This window comes from Coprococcus sp. AF51-11b1 (genome assembly GCF_027682785.1).
In the GTDB taxonomy this organism is placed as follows: Bacteria; Bacillota; Clostridia; order Lachnospirales; family Lachnospiraceae; genus Allocoprococcus; species Allocoprococcus comes.
The window spans coordinates 37,960-59,527 of sequence record NZ_JAQCZB010000015.1 but is presented as its reverse complement, the minus strand read 5'-3'; the positions used below and the strand labels follow the sequence as shown (position 1 = coordinate 59,527).

Sequence of the window (21,568 nt, the reverse complement as noted above, 5' to 3'; positions counted from 1 at the left end):
TAGAAAACCGGTGTGAGAAATAGATTGCACCGGTTAAAAAATGAAAAATATATAGAAATATTTCTATATTTCTATGGGAAGGGAGAGAGAATGAAAATCATAAAAAACGGATGGGATTTCTTTCAGGACCAGATTCTTGGAATGCACTGGCTGAAAGATCTGATCGGAAAACTTCTTGTTAAAGCCGGATTTGGAGAGGGGAGGTTTCCAGGAGAATTTCTTCACTTTTTCCTGTATGATATCATAAAAATTTTTGTGCTACTTGCGGTGCTGATCTTTGTGATATCCTATATTCAAAGCTATTTTCCGCCAGAGAAAAGCAAAAAGATTATGGGAAGATTTCATGGAATCTGGGCGAATCTGATCGGAGCACTTCTTGGAACAGTGACTCCGTTCTGCTCCTGCTCATCGATTCCGATCTTTATGGGATTCACCAGTGCGGGATTGCCGCTGGGAGTTACTTTCTCGTTTCTGATTTCATCTCCGATGGTGGATCTGGGATCTCTGATTCTTCTGATGAGTGTCTTTGGAGGGAAGATCGCATTTGCTTATGTGATTGTTGGACTTGTCATAGCTGTTATAGGGGGAACGATCATTGAGCGGCTGCATATGGAAGACCAGGTAGCAGATTTTATCCGGCAGGCGCCGAATGTGGAGGTAGCTTCGCCGTCGCTTACAATAGCAGACCGTATGGATTATGCAAAAAATCAGGTTGTGGCTACCGTCAAAAAGGTAGCTCCGTATATCGTTGTCGGAGTCATCATCGGGGCAGCTATCCACAATCTGATCCCAGAGCATATCGTCCGAAGCATTCTTGGAAAACAGACCTGGTACGCCGTGCCACTGGCGACAGCAGTAGGCGTTCCGATGTATGCAGATATTTTCGGAACCATCCCGGTTGCAGAAAGCCTGCTCGCAAAAGGGGCAGGACTTGGAACGATTTTATCCTTTATGATGGGAGTGACTACACTTTCCCTTCCATCTATGGTAATGCTGTCCAAAGCGATTAAGAAAAAGTTACTCGGAACATTCATTGGAATCGTGTGTATCGGAATCATCATTGTGGGGTATGGGTTTAATGTGATAATATAGGGTAGCAAACTCATATGCCGTTCGTGCTTGCACGAAAAGGCATATGAATTTGCTACCCGCCGGCCATGAGGAAGGAGCGATTCACAAAGTAAATCAGCGGATTCCGAATGGACGAAGGATTGCGGGAGCAGCAACGCTGCGGAGCAATCCGTAATATTATCAAAAGTAGTGGGGCGAATTTAAATATCATTCGTGCTTGCACGAAAAGGCATATGAATTTGCTACCCGCCGGATATGAGGAAGGAGCGATTTACGAAGGAAATGCAGATAGACTATGAAAAATATGCCCGTATATTCAAAGTGATGTCGGATCCGAAACGCCTGAAGATCATCGACATGTTATCCGAAGGAGAATTATGTGCCTGTAAGATCCTGGAGGAATTCCATATTACACAGCCGACCTTATCGCATGATATGAAGCTGATGTGTGATCTGGGAATCGTAAAGGCACGCAAGGAAGGAAAATGGATGCAGTATTCTCTGGATCTGGATGTGATGAATGAGGTTTACAAGACGGTTGGGCGGCTGATGATCCCGGGAGATTATGCAGGGCTTTTAAATTGCAATTGTAATACAGAAAAGGAAGAAAAATAAGTTGCAGCGGCAGCAGAGCAAATCAGGGTGCAGTTGCAGTATAGAAAAAGGAGAAATGAATCATGAGTAAGATTAAATTGTATTTTTTGACGGGATTTCTGGGATCCGGCAAGACGACGATCCTCCGGAATTTGCTGGAAAATATGGAAGGAACAAAGGTTGGAGTGATCCAGAATGAACTGGGAAAGATCAGTATTGATGGAACCGTGCTTCAGAATAATGATATCCAGATGGTAGAACTGAACCGGGGATCAATTTTCTGCAGCTGTCTGAGATTATCCTTTGTGGATGCGCTGGTTCAGATGTCCAGAAAAGGTTTGGAATACGTGTTTGTAGAGAGCTCAGGGTTTGGAGATCCGTCCAATGCGGAAGAAATTCTTGCGGCGACGGAAGTGATGGCTCCGGATGCATATGATTTCAAAGGATGCATCTGCCTGGTGGACTGTTATAATTTTCTGGATCAGATTGGGGATTCAGAGACAATTGACCGGCAGCTTAAGCACTGCAATCTTGCAGTTCTGACAAAGGTTGATCTGGTGGGCAGCGAGCAGATTGAACAGGTGAAAGACAAAGTGTGTGAAATTAATCCGGTATGCCCAATTACAGAGAGTGCGAATGGAAATATTGACCGTTCATTTTATGATATGGATCTGATGCTGTACAAATGGGCAGAATGTGAGGATACTACGAATTCATCGAAAAATAAACCAAAAACATTTTCTATGGATTTTACGGGAGAGATCCAGAAGGAAAAGTTGGAAGCTTTCCTTGCAAAGATTGAACCGGATGTTTTCCGTGTAAAGGGATTCTTTAAAGTAGAAAAAGAAGGATGGGAAAAAGTTGATGTAGTCGGAAAGAAACGGGATTATGCGCCTTACGAACCACAGCCGAAGTCTCAGCTTGTCTTTATTTCCAAAATCGGAATTGCACTGATCCGGGAGATCGCGGCGGCGTGGGAAGAGTGTGTGGGACTTCCCATGAAACTGAACAATTAAATCTGGAGGCGGGATATGAATATAAAAGTAATTGGAAGCGGCTGTGAGAACTGTGATAAGACAAATGCAGTTGTGAAAGAATGTCTGGAGGAACTTGGAATCGATACGGAGATTGAAAGAGTTACAGATCTGGTTGAGATTGTAAAACTGGGTGTGATGACGGCTCCATCGGTTATGATTGATGGAAAACTGGTAGTTGCAGGGCAGGTGCCATCAAAAAAACAGATGATGAAGATATTGAAAAAATGAGGTAAAAACAATGGCAAACAAATTTCATGATTTTGATGAACCGATCAATCGTATTGGCACAGATTCTTTCAAATGGGATTATGAAGGAGAAAATGGAAAGTATATTCCGCTTGGAGTAGCAGATACAGACTTCAAAGCACCGGAAGAAGCAATTGCAGCAGTTCGTAAACGTACAGAATTTGGTGTGTATGCATATGGTGCACTGCCACAGGAAAGATTTGCAGCATCAATCTGTAACTGGTATAAAAAGAGATATGGTCTTACTGTTGACCCGGAAACAATCCGTTATTCACAGGGACTCATGACAGGTGCTTTATGGATGATCCTGAATGCATATACCCGTCCGGGCGATAAAGTGCTGATCCAGGCTCCGGTTTACCACACATTCAGCATCGTAATCAAAGGTGCAGGACGTTTTGTTGAAAGCAATGATCTGGTACTCGAAGATGGCCGTTATGAGATGAATTTTGAAGATCTTGAGAAGAAAGTAGCAGATCCAAGATTAAGAATCATGCTGATCTGTAACCCACACAATCCGGTAGGACGTGTATGGACAAAAGAAGAACTTATCAAAGTTGCAGAAATCTGTAAGAAAAACAATACAATTCTTGTTGGTGATGAGATTCACGGAGATATTGTATACGGAGAGCACAAACATACTCCATTATTCTCACTTTCAGATGACCTTACAGACAATATCGTTGTAATGGGATCACCAAGTAAGACATTCAATCTTGCATGCTTCTATTCTGCATATGTTGTAATCAAGAATAAAGCGCTTTGCGACCAGTACAATGTGGTATATGATGATTTCCACTTTGACTATAACTATCTTGGAATCGAAGCACTTATGGCATGCTACAACGAGTGCGATTACTATGTAGACCAGCAGAATGAATATTTCTGGAAGAACATCGGTGTAGTAAGAGACTTCCTTGCAGAAAATATGCCAGAAGTTAAGATGATCGAACCAGAAGGAACTTATCTGCTGTGGATCGATTTCAGTGCATGGAATATGGAACAGGATGATCTGATGAATGCATTTGCAGAAGCAGGTGTCCGTTTGAACAGTGGAACAAACTATGGTGAATGCGGAAAAGGATATGTTCGTCTGAATGTGGCAACACAGACCGCAGTATTAAAGAAAGGTCTGGAGTGCATTAAAGTAGCACGTGACAGCCATATGGCATAACAGAAAGAAGGAGCAAAAGATATGGCAACAAGACCAAGAACGGAGAATAATCCTTTTGCATATGGAATGCGCCTTTTAGCTGTTTTTTATAATGAAATGGAAAAGAATAAAGACAAAATTTCATTTATAAAAAGTTATCAGGAAATAGAAAAGATTTTTTATAAGAATGTCCTCCGGCTCTATAAAGATATTTTGTAAATAGTTGATCATAAATACAGGGCGCATCTGGGATAAGCTGGATGCGCCCTTCCTCCGTTATGGAGGGGGATGTACTTAGAGAAGATAGTAATGTGGAATGATGTCTTCATAAGTTCCATCCGGCATCCGGAAACCGCCGGGTATTGTGCCGAGTTTTTTGAATCCAATTCGTTCATAAAGATGTAATGCTGGGGTGTTGGTAGCAACAACCGCATTAAATTGCAGAATGCGGAACTGGTTTTCTTTTGCTTTCTGCAGACAATCAAGAACCAGTTTTTCACCTATATGCAATCCACGGATATTTTTACGGACAGCATAGCTGGCATTACAGATGTGCCCACATCTTCCAACATTATTAGGATGAAGGATATAAAGGCCAAGAATTTCGTGAGTGTCCGCATTTTCTGCAATACCGGTATAAGTCTGTTCCTGAAAAAATAAGTTGGCAACGTTAGCTGTCATTTCGGTATCCTGTGGAAATGCATTTCCGTCTGTTACAACCTCATTCCATATCTGTGCTGCAGAGGCAGCATCTTTACTCTGATAAGCTCTGATTTGAATATTCATATTATAAAACCTCCTTTCTATTTCCTGTTGAAATTATTTTAAAATACACCTACAATAAAGTAAAACTATGAATTATTCAAAATAAGAATAGTATTACTTAAAATAAATATTTAAATTAAGAGGTGAACAGATGTGGAAAGTGCCAGATGTAAAGCTTTTATGTATGCTGCAGATACTGGGAGCTTTACAAAAGCAGCAGAGAGATTAAATTATACACCGTCAGGAGTCAGTCAGCTTGTTGGAGCTTTGGAGAACGAAACAGGTCTTACCTTACTCAGACGAACGAGGAAAGGGGTTACCCTAACACCGGATGGGGAAATTCTTTTGCCTGCAGTCAGAGAATTTCTTGAAAAAGAAAATCGAATCTATGAGCTCGCAGCAGAAGTAAAGGGACTTCTTGTAGGCAGTGTGACGATTGCAGCATATTCCAGTATTTCTACGCACTGGCTTCCGGAGGTGATCCGGGACTTTGAACAGGATTATCCGCAGATCGAAATCCGGCTTATGGAGGGAATCCGGCAGGAAGTGACAAGATGGCTGGATGAAAAAAAGGCGGATATCGGATTTTTAAGTTATCAGGAGCCAATGCCGTATGAGTGGACACCACTGGACTATGATGAAATGCTGGCAGTTTTGCCAAAAGATCATCCGTATGCATCAAAAGAAAGTTATCCGTTAATCAATTGTGAGACCGATTCGTTTATTATGCCGGCACTTGGACGGGATGATGATGTGGTTTCGCTGTTTGAGCGAAATGGAATCAAACTGAATATTCATTTTACAACTTTGGAAAATTTTGCGACAATGGCAATGATTGAAAAGGGACTTGGAATGAGTGTGATGAACAATCTGATCACGGAAAAGTGGAATTGTGATGTAGTGAAGATTCCGGTAGATCCACCATCAAGGATCACACTTGGACTTGCAGTTCCGTCGTATAAACAGGCATCACCAGCGGTAAAAAGATTTATCAAATATGCGGTTGAGAGACTGAAAAAGATAGAATAGAGGAGAACAGAAAATGGCAGATTTATTTCATCGCGTAAGTATCAGAAAATATCAGGACAGACCAGTGGAGAGGGAAAAGATTGTGGAAATCCTTCGCGCGGCAATGGCAGCACCGTCTGCAAAGAACCAGCAGCCGTGGGAATTCTATGTAATTACCAAAAAAGATACACTGGAGAAATTATCAAAGGCAAGTCCGTATGCAGGGATGACGGCGAATGCACCGGTGGCAATCATATCTGCATATCGGAAAGATTGTGATGTCCCATGTTATGCGGACATCGATATGAGTATTGCAATGGAGAACTTATGGCTTAAGACAGATGAAATCGGACTTGGCGGAGTCTGGCTTGGAATTGCTCCGATCGAAGAGCGGATGAAGGAAGTGGAAGAGATCGTTGGGATTCCGGAAGATCAGAGAGCATTCGCAATCTTTCCACTTGGATATCCGGCGGAAGAAAGAGCGCAGCAGGACCGGTTTGATGAGAGCAGGATTCATTTTGATGCGTAGAAGTTCTGTGAAAATGTTTAGGTAAAGCATAAGAAAACAGGACAGATATTTGATATCATTTTTATCAGAAAATGAGGAAAGTGATATCAAATATCTGTCCTGTTTTTGTGTATACGATGTGCAAAATGCAGATTTATGTTTGCATAAGGATTTGTATTTGGAAAAAGTACATCACCTGGCTGTTAAGCAAGATGGTACACAAGCTGAGCAGGAGCAGCCTGCTCGATTATTACGACACAGCCGGCGTCAGAAACTCTTTAATATAATAAAGTGCCGCACCAATCGCAGGAGTATACTGTCCATGATTTCCCACCAGAAGCTGGCTTTCGTCCATCTGGAAAAGGGAACTTTCATTGAGCTTGCTTAAAAGATACTGCATATCTGCTTCCTGAAAATATGGTGCAAGATATCCGCTGATGATCACCGGACTGTCAATCACAAGATTCAGGTTGCGGATTGCAAAAGCAAGATGATCCAGATAGTTCCGCCAGATCTGTATAAGGTTCGGAGCCTGTGTTTGATGCAGGAGATTAAAAAAATCTTTGATCGGCATACCGGTAGTAACTTTCAGAGCATTAGCGGAGCAATAAGTTTCCAGACATCCATGATTGCCACAGTAGCATTTTGGACCGTCCGGGTCGATGCAGATATGCTCGATCAGCCCGCTGCGCATATGATTTCCCTGATGGACTTCATGCCCGGTGATGATCGCACCGCCCAGGTTTGGATTCAGCAGAAAGACCAGTGCACTGTCAAGCTGCGGATGATTCCAGAGCTCCAGATCCGCCGCTGCTTTGGAGTCATGTTCCAGATGACACGGATACGGAAGTCTGGAGGAAAAATCCGAAAGCTGCATATTTGCATTTCCCATAATATCGCCGTAGGTTATGGCATTTCCATCCGGTGAGATGATTCCCTGTGTGGCAATCGAAATTCCCTCAATTTTTTCAGGAGCGTAATGATTCTTCTGGATAAAGAGCTCTACATTTGCAGCAAGGGCAGTGTAGTAAGCATCGCTGTTCTCATATGGGAGTTCAATTGTCTCTGTTGCAACTGCATCTCCATATAAATTCACGGCTACAATATGAAACATATCTTTTAAAATCCCAAGTCCGATCGAAATACGGAAATCTTCAACAATTTTTATAATCTGGGCCTTTCGTCCGCCGGTTGATTCAAAATATCCATTCCGGCTGATCAGACCGTCATTTTCCAGCTCATTTAAATTCTGGCTGACAGTAGAAAGTCCCATCTGCAGATCCTGAACGATCTGGAGTTTGGATGTTTCTTTTTGCTGATAAATATATTGGTACACTTTTTCCCGATTGATTTTTTTCAGGGTAATCGTGGTCATTCCTTTTTCTTTCATGATATTCTCCTTTACTTATGCGTGAATCATACACACAAGATATGAACTTATTCTAATATAGATGTGCGGATAAAACAAGAGCTTTCTGATTCGCTTTGTGAAAAATAGATAAAAATAGAATTGTAAAATTGTATTTTTTGTCAATAGACAACTCACTTTTGTGGTTATATACTACACTTACAACTTAGATATAAGCGTAAATCAAAAACATAACTAAAAAGAAAAAGTAAAACGGGAGGTAACAAAATGAAGTTAACAATCGAAGGAATCAAAGACCGTGCGGCATGGGAGAAGGCAGGAATTGCACTTCCGGGATATGATGTGGAGAAGATATCTGAAAAAGCAAAAGAAGAACCGGGATGGGTTCATTTTGGAATCGGTAATATTTTCCGTATTTTTATCGGTGGAATTGCAGACGGACTTCTGGAAGAAGGTGTACTGGACAGAGGAATCACCTGTGTAGAGACATTTGACTATGACGTAGTAGATAAAATTTATGATCCATATGACAATCTGGGACTGAGCGTAATTCTGCATGGGGACGGAACACGTGAATATAAAGTACTCGGATCCCTTGCAGAAGCAGTAAAAGCACAGTCTTCTGATTTGGCACAGTGGAACCGCCTGAAAGAGATCTTTACAAGCAAATCTCTTCAGATGGTATCCTTTACAATTACCGAAAAAGGATATGCTCTGCAGAAAGCAGACGGAACCTGGTTTCCATTCGTGGAAGCGGACATTAAGAACGGACCGGACAAAGCGACAGGAGCCATGGCAGTACTGGTAGCAATGCTTTATGAAAGATTCAAAGCAGGAAGATATCCAATTGCACTGGTATCTATGGATAACTGTTCCAAGAATGGTGCAAAACTCCGTGAATCTGTTCTTACAATGGCAGAAGAGTGGAAGAAGCAGGGATTTGTAGATGATGATTTCATTACATATGTAAGTGATGAAAAAGTCGTTGCCTTCCCATGGACCATGATTGACAAGATCACTCCACGTCCGAGCGAACAGATTGCAGATGATCTTGAAGCTCTCGGTGTGGAAAAAATGCAGCCGGTCATCACCGGAAAAAAGACTTACATTGCTCCATTTGTAAATGCAGAAAAACCGCAATATTTGGTCATTGAAGACAGTTTTCCGAACGGACGCCCGGCACTGGAAAAAGGATTTGGAGTTTATATGGCGGACAGAAATACAGTAAATCTTTCGGAACGAATGAAAGTAACGGTATGCTTAAATCCGGTTCATTCAGCCACAGGTCCGCTTGGTGTCGTACTTGGATATGATCTGTTCGCACATATGCTTAATACCAATGAAGATATGATGAAGATGGCAAGAATGGTTGCTTATGACGAAGGACTTCCGGTAGTGGCAGATCCTGGAATCCTTTCTCCACAGGCATTTGTGGATGAACTTTTTAATGACCGTTTTCCGAATGAATATCTGGGAGATACAAATCTCCGTCTTGCAGTTGATGTGTCACAGATGGTTGGTATCCGTTTTGGCGAGACGGTAAAAGCTTATGTGGCAAAATACGGAGATGCATCAAAACTGACAGCAATTCCGCTTGGTATTGCAGGCTGGCTCAGATATATGCTGGCAGTTGATGATGAAGGAAACAAATTCGAACTGGCACCGGATCCGATGAATGAAGAAATCGGAGAACAGCTTGGTGACATCGTAGTTGGAAAGCCGGAGACATTGAAAGACCAGCTGAAACCGATCCTGTCCAATGAACGTCTGTTCTTTACCGATCTTTACAAAGATGGTGTCGGTGAAAAGATTGAAGAAATGTTTCGTGAAATGATCGCAGGACCAGGTGCTGTAAAAGCAACGATCCACAAATATGTTCATTAATCAGGAAGAATACGGGAGAAAATGAAAATGTCAGAAACAGTATTTGCAGCAGATCCGACAAGACTGCTGATCGCAGCTCTGGTAAGAGCATCGGTTGGAGCGGCAGTGGTTGCGATGACGATGGCAGCCGGAATTATGGCATCCATGCCGGCGGTTGCAGGACTTTCGCCATTATACCTTGCAGCGATGGTCTGTGCGATTACCGGTGGTGCAACGGCATTCAGTCATGTGAATGATTCGGGTTTCTGGCTGGTAAGCTCCTTGCTGGAAATTGATGAAAAGACAACCTTAAAATCATGGACGATGATGGAGACGATTATCGGATTTACCGGTCTTATCTGTGCCCTGATTATCAGCATATTTGCTTAGGAGGAAAAAATGATTGCGAAAGTAATATTGGGAACCATGACAAATGCACGGAAACTGGTCAGCATTGCAGAGCGGATTTCCTGTGACGTAGAGCTTTGCAGTGGCAGATATGTGGTCAATGCGAAATCCATGCTCGGTGTTTTAAGTATGCCTGAATTTGAATACGGAGAACTGCATATCCACACGGACGAAGAAAATGAATGCAACCAGGTTTTGGAGAGACTGCTTGAAGAAGGACTTCTTGCAGATACCAATGATGCGGCAAAACGGTCGCTTTACGACATTACAACATTTGGTGAGATCCTGATCGATTTTACCTGGCAGGGAGTAAATGAAAACGGGCAGACACTATTTGCCCAGAATCCGGGTGGCGCTCCTGCAAATGTTGCAGTTGCGGTGGCAAAACTTGGTGGACATACCGCTTTTATCGGGAAGGCAGGAAAGGATATGCATGGAGAGTTTTTGAAATCTGTGCTGGAAAAAGAAAACGTGGAAACGGAAGGAATGCTTCTGGATGAAAAATATTTTACGACTCTTGCGTTTGTAAATATTGATGAGAATGGAGAGAGAACATTTTCTTTTGCAAGAAAACCGGGAGCAGATACCAGAATGGAAAAAGAAGAAATCGATGTTGATATTCTGGATAAGACACATATTTTCCATGTCGGTTCTCTGTCACTTACGGAACAGCCGGCAAGAGATACCACACATTATGCGATCCGGCGCGCAAAAGAAAAAGGAAGTATTATCTCGTATGATCCGAATTACAGAGCCTCTTTATGGAAGGATGAGGAGACTGCAAAGAAACAGATGAGAAGTCTGGTTCCTTACGTGGATATCATGAAAATTTCAGATGAAGAAACGAAGCTTCTGACAGACAAAGAAAGTCCGGAAGAAGCGACAGAAATTTTATTCCGGAAGGGTGTCAAGATTGTTGCAGTCACGCTGGGAAGCGATGGAGCATATCTGTACTGCAAAGAAGGCGGTGTACATATTCCGGGATTTGTGAGCAAAGCGGTGGACACCAATGGGGCAGGAGATTCCTTCTGGGGAGGATTTTTATACTGTATCAGCAAAGCCGGAAAGAGACCGGAAGCATTTACCATGGATGAACTGAAAGAGTATGTACGGTTTGGCAACGCGGTGGCAAGCCTTTGTGTAGAGAGGAAAGGCGCGATCCCTGCAATGCCGGAACTTGCACAGGTTGAAGAAAGGATGGGACGTTAAGATGGATCTGAAAACATATACAACAGGGATTCAGCATATCGGGATTCCGACAAATGATATTGAAAAAACAATTGCTTTTTATCAGAAACTGGGATTTGAGATTGCGCTTCAGACGGTGAATGAAGAAGCAGACGAAAAGGTTGCATTTCTGGAACTGGAAACGCTTGTGATCGAGACTTATGAAAATAAGGCTGCAAAGATGGAGAGCGGAGCAATTGATCATGTGGCGATCAATGTGAAAGATATCGAAGAAGTGTATCGGTATATTGAAGCCGAAAAAATGAACACAACGAAGGATACCATTCATTTCCTTCCGTTCTGGGATAACGGCGTGCGGTTCTTTACGATTGAAGGACCGAATAAGGAGAAGGTAGAGTTCAGTCAGTATTTATAAAATTGTAGATTTTTCGATGGCTTATTATGAGCGGATGGATGAAGCAGTGAGATATGGACCGGTTTGCAGAAGAGATATCCGTCTTTATAGTGAACAGGAACAACAAATTTATAAATATGTATTGGAAAATGGCTTTATTACTACTGCTGAAACAGTAGAGATTTTAGGACAGATGTAAAACATCGTAGAGCCAGAGCTGTCTTGCTGAATATGGTTAAGGACGGTTATTTGAGAAAAGAGGGTGCGGCACGAAGCACTATTTATATAAAAAATACAGAAGAGAGATAATGCAGCATGGATACAGAAAAAGTAATTACTGTAAACGGATCATCCGCAGATTTGTCGTAAAATGTGGTCAAATCAAGAAACCTCCGTGCGAAAGCAAGTGAAAAATCCCTGTGAAGCTGAGAGATACGCCATGCACAGCTCGGGAAAGAATTCCCTTGCTGCCGGGCTGTCGCCCTATAAAATAGCAAAAATAGACGCCTTTGCAAGTAAACTTGCAGGGCGTTTATTTTCACCATTTTGCATGGCTCGTAGCGTTCACAAAATCTTCACAAAAGAATTAGCACTCACCTATTGACAGTGCTAATAATAAGTGTTATATTACAGCTAGAACAAAGGAAGGGGAACAAAAAGAGATGATAAAGATTCCACCGACCGGTGTTTGAGATGACAACAACACTTCAGAGTAAATCCGAATGTGCTAAATAAATTAATAAATGTCTTTTGAAAGGAGATATGACTTATGTTAATGCCTAGTATTTTTGGAGAGAACTTATTGGATGATTTCTTTGGAGAACCATTTGGAGGATATGATTACAGTGAATCCGGACTTATGACAACGGATGTAAAAGATACCGATAAAGGCTATGAAGTAACGATGAACATGCCTGGAGTTAAAAAAGAAGATGTAAAAGCAGAACTGAAAGATGGTTATCTGACAGTCAGTGCTGAGACGAACACGAAGAAAGATGAAAAAGCTGAAGATGGCAAGTACATCCGCCGTGAACGTTACAGTGGATCCTGCAGCAGAAGCTTTTATGTAGGCGACGGTGTCAAACAGGAAGACATCAAAGCCAAATTTGAAGACGGTACATTGAAACTGTTCGTACCGAAAGAAGCAGCAAAACCTGCTGTAGAACAGAAGAAATACATTTCCATTGAGGGATAATCAGAATACGGATTGTAAGCGTCCGGTTACAAGGCTGCCAGATGAGGCAGCCGCTTAAAAAGAAAGTTAGCTAAATTCAGATAGATTTATAAGGAGGAACGACTTATGTTAATGCCTAGTATTTTTAATGATAACTTATTTGATGATTTCTTTGATTTTCCATTTTATGATGATAAAGCAGATCGTAAGATCCAGAGAAAACTGTATGGACATCATGCAGGCAATCTGATGAAGACAGATATCAAAGAGAAAAAAGATGGTTATGAACTGGAGATCGATCTTCCGGGATTCAAGAAAGATGAAGTTACAGCAGAACTGAATGACGGATATCTGACAGTCAGCGCTGCCAAAGGACTGGATCAGGATGAGCAGGAGAAAGAAACTGGTAAGTACATCCGTCGTGAACGTTACGCAGGAGCCTGCCAGAGAAGTTATTATGTAGGTGAAGATATCACGGAAGAAGATATCAAGGCTGAGTTTAAGCATGGTATCCTGAAACTCTTTGTCCCGAAGAAAGAAGTAAAACCGGCGGTAGAAGAGAAGAAATATATCAGTATCGAAGGATAATGACAACACGTTAAAAACTTTCAAATACACCATATGATGAGGGCAGCATGCAGGAGCAAAATCCTGTATGCTGCCCTTTTTGCCATCTATATAAATGGAAATTTGAGAAAGTCTGGATAGTATAATGAAATTAGGATTTGATCTGTATTTCGAGATGTGGAAAAAGGGAGAAATATCCATCAGAAAAGCTGTGTAGTAGTGGTGAATCGAAAAATAAAATCTGAGAGAGTTTTCGAATGTGGGAATCGGAGAATTACAGATAATGAAAAATCAACCATGAGAAAGGGAATGTTTAGTGTTATGGCATGGACATTCCCTTTTCTGGACATAAGGATAATAAGAGGAACAGTTTGCTGGCATCGGCAAGATGTATTATAGAAAAAGCCCTGCTTTATGCAAGGCTTTTGAAGTATGAGAAAGATTTTCATTTACCAGATTCCAAGCACATGCTGCATGGAAAGACTGGCGATCGTGATACCGATCCAACAGCAGAAACCAAGAGCGAGTGGTTTGCCGCCGGTTTTGATCAGCTTGATGATATTCGTATTCAGACCGACTGCACTCATGGCGAGGACGATGAAGAACTTGCTGAGTGTCTTCAGCGGAGTAAATACATCTGCGGATACGCCGGCTGAAGTTGCGATCGTTGTGATCACGGAAGCGAGAACAAAGTAGAGGATGAACATCGGGAAAATCTTTTTAAATTCCACTTTCTTTCCTTCGGCTTTGGAGCTGCGTGTCCGGATAAATGCGAGAACCAGTGTGATCGGGATGATCGCGAGCGTTCTGGTAAGTTTGACCGTAACTGCCTTATCCAGTGTGGCAGAACCGAGAGCGTAGAGCGAATCCCAGGTGGAAGCCGCTGCAGTTACGGAAGAGGTATCGTTGATCGCAGTTCCGGCAAAGATACCGAAGGCTTCCCCGCTTTTGGTTGAAAATCCAAGCAGTGCACCAAGTGATGGGAAGAACAGTGCGGCGAGCATGTTGAAAAAGAAGATAACAGAGATTGCCTGTGCAACTTCTTCATCATCCGCATCAATGACCGGTGCTGTTGCGGCAATTGCAGAGCCTCCGCAGATGGAAGATCCGACACCGACCAGTGTGGAAATATTTCCAGGTACATGCATAACTTTATGTAACAGATATGCAATGATCAGGGACGTTGAAATCGTCGTTACGATAATTGGCAGTGACTGTTTTCCGGTTTCCAGAATCACGGAGAGATTCAGTCCGAAACCGAGAAGGATTACAGCGTACTGAAGAACCTTCTTTGACACAAAAGTAATACCGTCCTGAAACATGGATTTGTTTTTTAATAATAAAGTAATGATCATTCCGGCAAGGATACCGAATACTGGTCCGCCGATGATTGGAAATGTCTGTCCGAGGAACCAACATGGAACGGCGATGACCAGACAAAGTAAGATGCCTTTCCAGCTTTTTGTTATAAAATTCATAGAAATACCCCTTTCAAGTGAAATAAATAAGTTACTCTCATAACAATCTGTCCTATCATAGCATAAAAACAGCAGAATAAAAAGATGAAGGAAGGAAAATTCCCAAAGTAATTTGAGAATAAGGTGGAAATAACGAAAGATTCCCGATATAATAATATGTGATTTTGGGGACAAGGAGGTAAAGTGTGATAAAACGGGGAATCCGGACATTGCACAAAAGAAAGTGATGCATACACTGAAAAAATTTGTAAAATATTATGCGCCGTACAGGACAGTATTCTTTCTGGATCTGATCTGTGCGGCGATCATCAGTCTGGTGGATCTTGCATTTCCACAGATTTTAAGATCACTGACAAAGACTTTATTTACAGAGGATCCGTCACAGATCCTTGGAGCACTTCTGCCGATCGGACTGGCTTTGCTTGTGATGTATATCATACAGACATTTTGTAAATATTATGTCAGTTATCAGGGGCATATGATGGGGGCACATATGGAACGGGATATGCGCCAGAAGTTATTTGATCATTATGAGAGACTTTCTTTTTCTTATTATGACCAGAATAATTCCGGACAGATGATGAGTAAGCTGGTGTCGGATCTGTTTGATATTTCCGAGTTTGCGCACCATGGACCGGAGAATTTATTTATATCCGTAATTAAAATCGTTGGTTCGTTTACATTTTTGTTTCTTATTAACTGGAGACTGGCGATTCCGCTGCTTGTGATGGTTGTATTTATGCTGATCTTTTCTTATAAGCAGAACCGTCAGATGCAGGAGACTTTTATGGACAACCGGAGAAAGATCGGGGATGTCAATTCCAGTCTGCAGGATACGCTTGCGGGAATCCGTGTGGTGCAGTCTTTTGCAAATGAAAAGATTGAACGGGAGAAATTCGAGAAAAGCAATGAAGGATTTCTGGTATCCAAGGATGCAAACTATCATTGTATGGGAAGCTTTATGAGTGGCAATCTTTTCTTCCAGGGAATGATGTATCTGATCACATTAGTGTTCGGCGGATGGCTGATCGCACATGGGAAAATGGAAGCTGCCGATCTTGCCATGTATGCGCTTTACATCGGAATTTTTATCAGCCCGATCCAGATTCTTGTGGAGCTTACCGAGATGATGCAGAAAGGTCTTTCTGGTTTCCGGCGCTTTCTGGATGTTGTGGAGACGGAGCCGGAGATTGTAAATGCACCGGATGCGGAGCCACTTGAAAACGTAAAGGGTGAAGTGGAATATAAAAATGTTTCTTTCCATTACAGTGATGATGATACGCCGGTACTGGATCGGGTATCTTTTAAGATCCCGGCTGGCAGATCCATTGCCCTTGTGGGACCGTCGGGAAGTGGAAAGACGACGATCTGTTCCCTGCTTCCAAGATTTTATGATGTGACCGGAGGTGTGATCACGATCGACGGGCAGGATGTAAGAAAGCTGACACTGGAAAGTCTGAGAAGCCAGATCGGACTGGTACAGCAGGATGTCTATCTGTTCTGTGGATCGATCAGGGAAAATATTGCTTATGGAAAACCGGGGGCATCGATGGAAGAAATTATCGATGCGGCGAAGAAGGCAAATATCCATGAATTTATCATGTCCCTGCCGGATGGATATGACAGCTTTGTAGGAGAACGAGGAACTCGTCTGTCGGGTGGACAGAAGCAGAGGATTTCGATTGCAAGAGTATTTCTTAAGAATCCGCCGATATTGATTCTGGACGAGGCGACTAGTGCGCTTGACAATGAGAGTGAGCGCTGGATCCAGCAGAGCCTGGAAGAGCTTGCGAAGAACCGGACCACGATCACGATTGCACACCGGCTTTCTACGATCCGCAATGCAGATGAGATTCTTGTGGTTGCAAATAATGGAATCGCTGAACGGGGAAATCATGATGAATTGCTTGAGCAGGGTGGAATTTATGCGCATTATTATGAGATGTCATAATAGTAAGTGAGAAAATCAAAATAAGTAAACAAAAAAGCTTCTTTTCAGAAAAACAGGAGGGCCGTTTCTGAAAAAGAAGCTTTTTATATCGTAAAATTGTAAGCAGTGTGTGCTGGTCTATATTTGCAAAACATTACACAGCTTAATCACACATATGGCAGGCTGCGCATGCAGACGGTGTCGTTGCGCATCCGCCGAGAGCTGTCTCCCGAAGCTCTGCCGGAAGACGCTTTCCTACAGTGTACACCGCTTCCAGCATTTCATCGAATGGAATCAGCTGGCGTACTCCGGAAAGGGCGATCTCTGCAGCGATCGTTGCATTTGCCACACCGGCAGCATTACGGTTCTGACAAGGATATTCGACCAGCCCGCCGACCGGATCGCAGACCAGACCGAGCATATTCATAAGAACAGTAGATGCTGCGGCAAGGGATTGTTCCGGGGATCCGCCCATCAGTTCAACGGTTGCAGATGCCGCCATTGCAGATGCGATTCCGACTTCTGCCTGACATCCACCGACTGCTCCGGCGACAGTTGCATTGCGCATAGCAAGATAACCGATCGCGCTGGCATTATAAAGTCCCTGCTTGATCTGTTCATCGGAAAGATCATAGGTTTCCTGGAGGGCAAGCAGAAGTCCCGGAACGATACCGGCAGATCCGGCAGTCGGGGAAGCTACGATCACACCCATGGAAGCATTGGTTTCCAGAGTTGCCATCGCGTAAATGACAGCTCTTTCCAGAAGATTCCCGCAAAGACCTTTTCCGGCATCTTTGTGATCTGAGATCTTTTTTGCTTCGCCACCGATCAGTCCACCCATAGATTTGACCGGGGTATGGATCGGAGTAGAAGCGGCTGATTTCATAATCTCAAGAACACGATCCATTTTGCGGTCTGTCTCTTCTGGATCCTGTTCTCCCTCTGTGAGCTCTCTCTGAAGCATCACAGCAGAAATTGAAAGGTCTTGTTCCTGACAGACTTTTAATAATTCTTTTGCATTTTTAAAATCCATAATCTGTATTCTCCTTCCAATTACATCTGAACAACCATAACGTTGTATACATTTTTGTTTTTTCTGATTGTATCTGCGATATCTTCCGGTACCAGATCATCGGATTCTACGATGGTATAAGCGGTATTTCCTTTGGATTCGCGGAACAGACGCATGAATGCGATATTGATTCCAAGTTCACTGAGGCATTTGGTAATGTAAGCAACAACGCCCGGTGCATCTTTCTGGACGACGACGATCGAGCTGTATTCTCCGGTAAAATCAACCTCCACACCATTGATCCGGCACAGGCGGGCTTTTCCGCCACCGAGAGATTCTCCGCGGATTATCATCTCCTGCCCTTCTTCATTTACCATCAGGATATCGACGGTATTCGGGTGTACGTCGGTTTCTACGTTGTTCGGAATGAAAGAATATTCGATTCCGTTGTCTGTCGCGATCTGGAAGGAATCGCGGATGCGCACGTCATCGGTGGCAAATCCCATAATACCGCCGAGAAGAGCACGGTCCGTACCATGACCGTGATAGGTTTTGGCAAAAGATCCATAAAGGGTAAATTCTACTTTTTTAAGAGAACCGGTGAGAAGCTTTCTTGCAAGCAGAGCGATTCTGGCAGCTCCCGCAGTATGGGAGCTTGATGGTCCGATCATATTCGGTCCCATGACATCAAAAACACTGATAAAGGACATAGTAAACCTCCTCCTGTAAAATAATTGTTTTACGTAAGTAAAAAGGATTGACGTCTTATTAGTTATATTGTACCATCAACTTATGAGTGAAACAAATTCATAGATTTTATGAAGACGTTGAAAATTTTTCATAATGGAGTCAGAAGATGGAATTACGTCAATTACAGACTTTTACACAGATCGCGCAGATGCAGAGCTTTTCCAGAACGGCAGAGATGCTGGGGTATTCGCAGTCGGCAGTGACGGTTCAGATCCGCCAGCTGGAAAACGAACTTGGGAAAAGGCTGTTCGACAGGACAGGAAAGAAAGTGGTGCTTACCCCGCAGGGGGAAGAATTTCTGGAGCATGCCAACCGGATTCTTTATGATGTTCATCAGGCGAAAGCATCCATGAATGATACGGATGAATTGAAAAATCCACTTCACATTGGGACGATCGAGTCTCTGTGTACGGTGAAATTTCCAAAGATCATAAGGAAATTCAGGGAACAGTATCCCAGGGTTTCTATCCGGATTACGGTAGATTCTCCGGAAAAGCTGATCCAGATGATGGAACATAATGAACTGGATCTGATCTATATTCTGGATACACCAAGATGGGACAGCAACTGGATCAAGGTGATGGAGAAGGCAGAACCGGTTATGTTTGTGACATCAGTCAGTCACCGGCTGGCAAAAGAAAGAAATTTATTGCTTGATGATCTGCTGAAAGAGTCTTTTTATCTTACAGAGCGCAATGCCAATTACAGGCAGGCACTTGATGGTCAGCTGGCGTTAAGAAGAAAAGAGCTTTCTCCGATGCTGGAAATCAGTGATACTGCATTTATCAAAAAAATGCTGATGCGTGGGGGAGGCGTTTCATTCCTGCCACGTTTTGCAGTAGAAGATGATATTGAGAAAAAGAAACTCACACTTTTGGATGTGAAAGATATAGAAATTACGATGTATCGTCAGATTTTCTATCATAAAAATAAGTTCAAGACAAAAGAGATGGAGAAATTTGCAGAGTTTGCACTGGAGGACAACTAAAAGAAAATACGGAACAAGACAATTGCGGAATTTTGCAAAAATAAATAGAAAAATCAGTTGACAAATGGAAAATATCAGCATATACTACAGCTAATTAAAGCAATAAACCGATGAACAAGAGGAGTAAGTAAAGATATTTATTTCCAGAGAGCTGCCGGTGGTGGAAAGGCAGTAGTAAGAGTTTTTACCGAATGGACTTGTGAGGGCAGCTTGAAACTGCAGAGCAGGAGTAGACGCTGACGGGATGCTCGCCCGTTACCAAGGAGATGTGTATGTCAGTACGCAGTTGAGAGGTCGATCAAAATCGGCAATAAGGGTGGTACCGCAGAAGTAGAATTTCAAGAGCTTTTGTCCCTGTATAAGTGAAAATCTTATACAGAGACGAAAGCTCTTTTTTCGTGCTACAAAGAGGGCGTGCACGTCCGAAAAAGAATGATTCTTTACAGGACGTATAAGCAGTCTTTACACGACCGAGATGCAGCGTAGCGGAATCGAGGTGAATACGCACGCCCGGAGTAAATCATTCAAAAAAAGCTTACTCAACATAAAAACAACAACGAAAATTCAGGAGGAAAGAATCATGTACCCAGATTGTGATGAAATTTTAAAAATGGCACAGGATTATGACATCATTCCGGTTTGCCGTGAAATCTACGCAGACGTTATTACACCGATCACACTTCTACGGAAGCTCGCAGCAGTCAGTAAACGCTATTACCTGCTGGAGAGTGTAGAGGGTGGCGAAAAATGGGGACGATATTCTTTCCTTGGCTTTGATCCGGTGATGCGTGTGAAATGCAGCTGCGGAAAAGTCACTATCGAAAAGGATGGAGAAGAAACGGAGAAGTGATGGCAGTCCAGCATAAAGAGTATCCGGTGTACGGATTACAGTTTCATCCGGAATCGATTCTGACACCGAAGGGAAGGAAGATTCTGGAGAATTTTCTGGGACTGTAGAGAGGAAAGGTGTCAAAATATCTTTTGAAACCAACTCATAAAATAGCAGAGACAACAAGGCAGATAAGATGGAGGACAAAAATTATGATCAGAGAAGCAATTGCAAAGTTAACAAGAAAAGAAGATCTTACATACGAAGAGGCAAGAGGTGTCATGGAAGAAATGATGGATGGTACTGCTACGCAGGCGCAGATGGGCGGTCTTTTGATGGCACTTTCCATGCAGGGCGAGACCATTGATGAGATTACCGCATTTGCAGAAGTGATGCGTGAAAAGGGTGTGAAGATCAAACCGGAGAGAGAGGTCATTGATATCGTCGGAACGGGCGGAGACCAGGTGGGAACCTTCAATATTTCCACAACATCTGCATTTGTAGTGGCAGCAGGCGGCGTGCCGGTTGCAAAGCATGGAAACCGCAGCGTGTCCAGCCGGAGCGGAGCAGCTGATGTTCTTGAAAAGCTTGGCGTGGAAGTTGCACTTACTGCGGAGCAGAATGAAACAGTATTAAACGAGACTGGTATCTGCTTCATGTTTGCACCGGTTTACCACTCATCGATGAAATATGCAGCACCGGTCAGAAAAGAGCTGGGAGTGAGAACAGTATTCAATATTCTCGGACCTCTTTCCAATCCGGCAGCGGCAACCATGCAGCTTCTCGGTGTATATGATAAAGAGCTTGCAGGAACGATGGCAGAGGTACTTTCCAATCTGGGTGTGACCAGGGGCGTTGCCGTTTGTGGCGAGGACGGACTGGATGAAATTACACTCACCGGAGAAACGGATGTACACGAAATCCGTTTTGGAGAAATTACTTCTTATACGATCACACCGGAACAGTTCGGGCTGTCCAGATGCCCGCTTGCCGATCTGATCGGAGGAACACCGGAAGAAAATGCACAGATCACGATGGATATTTTGACTGGAAAAGAGACTGGGGCAAAGAGAGATGTGGTTCTGATGAATGCAGGTATGGCACTTTACCTTGGAATTGACGGGATCACGCTTGCCGAAGGCGTGGAAAAAGCAAAAGAACTGATCGAGAGCGGAGCAGCACTTAAGAAATACGAAGAGTTCCGTGAGGCAACAAAAGCAGTCACAGCAAAATAGG

General features: G+C 43.0%; 23 protein-coding genes, 3 pseudogenes and 1 other annotated feature. Of the genes and pseudogenes, 21 read left to right on the top strand and 5 right to left on the bottom strand.

What is annotated here, in order from left to right:
• Positions 1 to 90 precede the first annotated feature (90 nt).
• The 6 genes from PGY05_RS14205 to PGY05_RS14180 all read left to right on the top strand — a co-directional run bounded on the left by PGY05_RS14205 (position 91) and on the right by PGY05_RS14180 (position 4,320).
• A complete protein-coding gene (locus PGY05_RS14205) occupies positions 91 to 1,092 on the top strand; it encodes a permease (RefSeq protein ID WP_270476183.1) in 1,002 nt (333 codons plus the stop codon).
• Positions 1,093 to 1,326: 234 nt separating this feature from the next.
• Positions 1,327 to 1,686 (top strand): ArsR/SmtB family transcription factor, encoded by a 360-nt coding sequence (locus PGY05_RS14200; RefSeq protein ID WP_330673027.1) that lies wholly within the window; start codon positions 1,327 to 1,329, stop codon positions 1,684 to 1,686.
• A 62-nt stretch (positions 1,687 to 1,748) separates the two neighbouring features.
• Positions 1,749 to 2,681, top strand: coding sequence for a CobW family GTP-binding protein (locus PGY05_RS14195; RefSeq protein ID WP_270476182.1), 933 nt, complete (start codon positions 1,749 to 1,751; stop codon positions 2,679 to 2,681).
• Between the two features lie 15 nt (positions 2,682 to 2,696).
• Positions 2,697 to 2,930, top strand: coding sequence for a thioredoxin family protein (locus PGY05_RS14190; protein WP_173688056.1), 234 nt, complete (start codon positions 2,697 to 2,699; stop codon positions 2,928 to 2,930).
• A gap of 10 nt (positions 2,931 to 2,940) precedes the next feature.
• Positions 2,941 to 4,122, top strand: coding sequence for a MalY/PatB family protein (locus PGY05_RS14185; RefSeq protein WP_270476180.1), 1,182 nt, complete (start codon positions 2,941 to 2,943; stop codon positions 4,120 to 4,122).
• Positions 4,123 to 4,143: 21 nt separating this feature from the next.
• The gene (locus tag PGY05_RS14180; RefSeq protein ID WP_022220872.1) at positions 4,144 to 4,320 is read left to right on the top strand and encodes a hypothetical protein; all 177 of its coding nucleotides are present in this window, start codon (positions 4,144 to 4,146) and stop codon (positions 4,318 to 4,320) included.
• 75 nt (positions 4,321 to 4,395) lie between these two features.
• Here PGY05_RS14180 and PGY05_RS14175 read toward each other — a convergent pair whose 3' ends face one another.
• Positions 4,396 to 4,887, bottom strand: coding sequence for a GNAT family N-acetyltransferase (locus PGY05_RS14175; protein WP_008374316.1), 492 nt, complete (start codon positions 4,885 to 4,887; stop codon positions 4,396 to 4,398).
• A gap of 132 nt (positions 4,888 to 5,019) precedes the next feature.
• On the opposite strand from PGY05_RS14175, the gene PGY05_RS14170 reads away from it, so the two are divergent.
• Positions 5,020 to 5,895 (top strand): LysR family transcriptional regulator, encoded by an 876-nt coding sequence (locus tag PGY05_RS14170; protein WP_022220873.1) that lies wholly within the window; start codon positions 5,020 to 5,022, stop codon positions 5,893 to 5,895.
• A 13-nt stretch (positions 5,896 to 5,908) separates the two neighbouring features.
• The gene (locus tag PGY05_RS14165; RefSeq protein ID WP_008374319.1) at positions 5,909 to 6,403 is read left to right on the top strand and encodes a nitroreductase family protein; all 495 of its coding nucleotides are present in this window, start codon (positions 5,909 to 5,911) and stop codon (positions 6,401 to 6,403) included.
• 229 nt (positions 6,404 to 6,632) lie between these two features.
• Here the strand turns inward: PGY05_RS14165 and PGY05_RS14160 are convergent, their stop codons facing one another.
• The gene (locus PGY05_RS14160; protein WP_270476179.1) at positions 6,633 to 7,772 is read right to left on the bottom strand and encodes an ROK family protein; all 1,140 of its coding nucleotides are present in this window, start codon (positions 7,770 to 7,772) and stop codon (positions 6,633 to 6,635) included.
• 246 nt (positions 7,773 to 8,018) lie between these two features.
• Here PGY05_RS14160 and PGY05_RS14155 point away from each other — a divergent pair, with 246 nt between their 5' ends.
• From PGY05_RS14155 to PGY05_RS14120, 8 genes and pseudogenes are all read left to right on the top strand, one after another.
• Positions 8,019 to 9,635: a mannitol dehydrogenase family protein gene (locus PGY05_RS14155; RefSeq protein ID WP_022220875.1), complete on the top strand. Its 1,617-nt coding sequence runs from the start codon at positions 8,019 to 8,021 to the stop codon at positions 9,633 to 9,635.
• A gap of 66 nt (positions 9,636 to 9,701) precedes the next feature.
• Positions 9,702 to 10,004 (top strand): annotated as a pseudogene (locus tag PGY05_RS14150) (GntT/GntP/DsdX family permease); the annotation flags it as partial.
• Between the two features lie 222 nt (positions 10,005 to 10,226).
• Positions 10,227 to 11,231 carry a carbohydrate kinase family protein gene (locus tag PGY05_RS14145; RefSeq protein WP_270476203.1) on the top strand — a complete coding sequence of 335 codons (1,005 nt, stop codon included), beginning with the start codon at positions 10,227 to 10,229 and terminating at the stop codon, positions 11,229 to 11,231.
• Position 11,232: 1 nt separating this feature from the next.
• Positions 11,233 to 11,625 carry a VOC family protein gene (locus tag PGY05_RS14140; protein WP_022220878.1) on the top strand — a complete coding sequence of 131 codons (393 nt, stop codon included), beginning with the start codon at positions 11,233 to 11,235 and terminating at the stop codon, positions 11,623 to 11,625.
• 16 nt (positions 11,626 to 11,641) lie between these two features.
• The gene (locus tag PGY05_RS14135) at positions 11,642 to 11,803 is read left to right on the top strand and encodes a hypothetical protein (protein ID WP_173685679.1); all 162 of its coding nucleotides are present in this window, start codon (positions 11,642 to 11,644) and stop codon (positions 11,801 to 11,803) included.
• Between the two features lie 171 nt (positions 11,804 to 11,974).
• Positions 11,975 to 12,208, top strand: a complete 234-nt coding sequence (locus PGY05_RS14130) for a hypothetical protein (RefSeq protein ID WP_270476177.1) — start codon at positions 11,975 to 11,977, stop codon at positions 12,206 to 12,208.
• A 165-nt stretch (positions 12,209 to 12,373) separates the two neighbouring features.
• On the top strand, positions 12,374 to 12,799 hold the full coding sequence (locus PGY05_RS14125; protein ID WP_008374340.1) for an Hsp20/alpha crystallin family protein: 426 nt from the start codon (positions 12,374 to 12,376) through the stop codon (positions 12,797 to 12,799).
• 105 nt (positions 12,800 to 12,904) lie between these two features.
• The gene (locus tag PGY05_RS14120) at positions 12,905 to 13,366 is read left to right on the top strand and encodes an Hsp20/alpha crystallin family protein (RefSeq protein ID WP_008374342.1); all 462 of its coding nucleotides are present in this window, start codon (positions 12,905 to 12,907) and stop codon (positions 13,364 to 13,366) included.
• A 428-nt stretch (positions 13,367 to 13,794) separates the two neighbouring features.
• Here PGY05_RS14120 and PGY05_RS14115 read toward each other — a convergent pair whose 3' ends face one another.
• On the bottom strand, positions 13,795 to 14,823 hold the full coding sequence (locus tag PGY05_RS14115; protein WP_173692369.1) for a YeiH family protein: 1,029 nt from the start codon (positions 14,821 to 14,823) through the stop codon (positions 13,795 to 13,797).
• A 226-nt stretch (positions 14,824 to 15,049) separates the two neighbouring features.
• Between PGY05_RS14115 and PGY05_RS14110 the strand changes: the two genes are divergently transcribed.
• Entirely contained in the window at positions 15,050 to 16,774 is a 1,725-nt protein-coding gene (locus tag PGY05_RS14110; RefSeq protein ID WP_008374347.1) for an ABC transporter ATP-binding protein, read from the top strand.
• A gap of 142 nt (positions 16,775 to 16,916) precedes the next feature.
• On the opposite strand, the gene sdaAA is transcribed toward PGY05_RS14110, so the two are convergent.
• Both sdaAA and sdaAB read right to left on the bottom strand, forming a co-directional pair.
• Positions 16,917 to 17,786, bottom strand: a complete 870-nt coding sequence (gene sdaAA, locus PGY05_RS14105; protein ID WP_270476175.1) for an L-serine ammonia-lyase, iron-sulfur-dependent, subunit alpha — start codon at positions 17,784 to 17,786, stop codon at positions 16,917 to 16,919.
• A gap of 20 nt (positions 17,787 to 17,806) precedes the next feature.
• Complete coding sequence (gene sdaAB, locus PGY05_RS14100) at positions 17,807 to 18,475, bottom strand: L-serine ammonia-lyase, iron-sulfur-dependent subunit beta (protein WP_270476174.1); 669 nt, start codon at positions 18,473 to 18,475, stop codon at positions 17,807 to 17,809.
• Positions 18,476 to 18,621: 146 nt separating this feature from the next.
• Between sdaAB and PGY05_RS14095 the strand changes: the two genes are divergently transcribed.
• The 4 genes and pseudogenes from PGY05_RS14095 to trpD all read left to right on the top strand — a co-directional run bounded on the left by PGY05_RS14095 (position 18,622) and on the right by trpD (position 21,567).
• Entirely contained in the window at positions 18,622 to 19,503 is an 882-nt protein-coding gene (locus PGY05_RS14095) for a LysR family transcriptional regulator (protein ID WP_055249238.1), read from the top strand.
• A 101-nt stretch (positions 19,504 to 19,604) separates the two neighbouring features.
• Positions 19,605 to 19,862: a binding site (T-box leader), on the top strand.
• Between the two features lie 218 nt (positions 19,863 to 20,080).
• A pseudogene (locus PGY05_RS14090) lies at positions 20,081 to 20,326 on the top strand (anthranilate synthase component I); the annotation flags it as partial.
• 17 nt (positions 20,327 to 20,343) lie between these two features.
• Positions 20,344 to 20,460 (top strand): annotated as a pseudogene (locus PGY05_RS14085) (glutamine amidotransferase-related protein); the annotation flags it as partial.
• 84 nt (positions 20,461 to 20,544) lie between these two features.
• The gene (trpD, locus tag PGY05_RS14080; protein WP_270476172.1) at positions 20,545 to 21,567 is read left to right on the top strand and encodes an anthranilate phosphoribosyltransferase; all 1,023 of its coding nucleotides are present in this window, start codon (positions 20,545 to 20,547) and stop codon (positions 21,565 to 21,567) included.
• Position 21,568 lies beyond the last annotated feature (1 nt).

Excerpts from the sequence above, each read along its gene's own strand:
- sdaAA (WP_270476175.1), bottom strand. The coding sequence starts at position 17,786 with ATGGATTTTAAAAATGCAAAAGAATTATTAAAAGTCTGTCAGGAACAA.
- PGY05_RS14095 (WP_055249238.1), top strand. The coding sequence starts at position 18,622 with ATGGAATTACGTCAATTACAGACTTTTACACAGATCGCGCAGATGCAG.
- PGY05_RS14115 (WP_173692369.1), bottom strand. The coding sequence starts at position 14,823 with ATGAATTTTATAACAAAAAGCTGGAAAGGCATCTTACTTTGTCTGGTC.
- PGY05_RS14140 (WP_022220878.1), top strand. The coding sequence starts at position 11,233 with ATGGATCTGAAAACATATACAACAGGGATTCAGCATATCGGGATTCCG.
- PGY05_RS14160 (WP_270476179.1), bottom strand. The coding sequence starts at position 7,772 with ATGAAAGAAAAAGGAATGACCACGATTACCCTGAAAAAAATCAATCGG.
- PGY05_RS14185 (WP_270476180.1), top strand. The coding sequence starts at position 2,941 with ATGGCAAACAAATTTCATGATTTTGATGAACCGATCAATCGTATTGGC.
- PGY05_RS14180 (WP_022220872.1), top strand. The coding sequence starts at position 4,144 with ATGGCAACAAGACCAAGAACGGAGAATAATCCTTTTGCATATGGAATG.
- PGY05_RS14175 (WP_008374316.1), bottom strand. The coding sequence starts at position 4,887 with ATGAATATTCAAATCAGAGCTTATCAGAGTAAAGATGCTGCCTCTGCA.
- PGY05_RS14130 (WP_270476177.1), top strand. The coding sequence starts at position 11,975 with ATGTGGTCAAATCAAGAAACCTCCGTGCGAAAGCAAGTGAAAAATCCC.
- PGY05_RS14200 (WP_330673027.1), top strand. The coding sequence starts at position 1,327 with ATGAGGAAGGAGCGATTTACGAAGGAAATGCAGATAGACTATGAAAAA.
- sdaAB (WP_270476174.1), bottom strand. The coding sequence starts at position 18,475 with ATGTCCTTTATCAGTGTTTTTGATGTCATGGGACCGAATATGATCGGA.
- PGY05_RS14190 (WP_173688056.1), top strand. The coding sequence starts at position 2,697 with ATGAATATAAAAGTAATTGGAAGCGGCTGTGAGAACTGTGATAAGACA.
- PGY05_RS14205 (WP_270476183.1), top strand. The coding sequence starts at position 91 with ATGAAAATCATAAAAAACGGATGGGATTTCTTTCAGGACCAGATTCTT.
- PGY05_RS14165 (WP_008374319.1), top strand. The coding sequence starts at position 5,909 with ATGGCAGATTTATTTCATCGCGTAAGTATCAGAAAATATCAGGACAGA.
- PGY05_RS14110 (WP_008374347.1), top strand. The coding sequence starts at position 15,050 with ATGCATACACTGAAAAAATTTGTAAAATATTATGCGCCGTACAGGACA.
- PGY05_RS14195 (WP_270476182.1), top strand. The coding sequence starts at position 1,749 with ATGAGTAAGATTAAATTGTATTTTTTGACGGGATTTCTGGGATCCGGC.
- PGY05_RS14125 (WP_008374340.1), top strand. The coding sequence starts at position 12,374 with ATGTTAATGCCTAGTATTTTTGGAGAGAACTTATTGGATGATTTCTTT.
- PGY05_RS14155 (WP_022220875.1), top strand. The coding sequence starts at position 8,019 with ATGAAGTTAACAATCGAAGGAATCAAAGACCGTGCGGCATGGGAGAAG.
- PGY05_RS14135 (WP_173685679.1), top strand. The coding sequence starts at position 11,642 with ATGGCTTATTATGAGCGGATGGATGAAGCAGTGAGATATGGACCGGTT.
- trpD (WP_270476172.1), top strand. The coding sequence starts at position 20,545 with ATGATCAGAGAAGCAATTGCAAAGTTAACAAGAAAAGAAGATCTTACA.
- PGY05_RS14120 (WP_008374342.1), top strand. The coding sequence starts at position 12,905 with ATGTTAATGCCTAGTATTTTTAATGATAACTTATTTGATGATTTCTTT.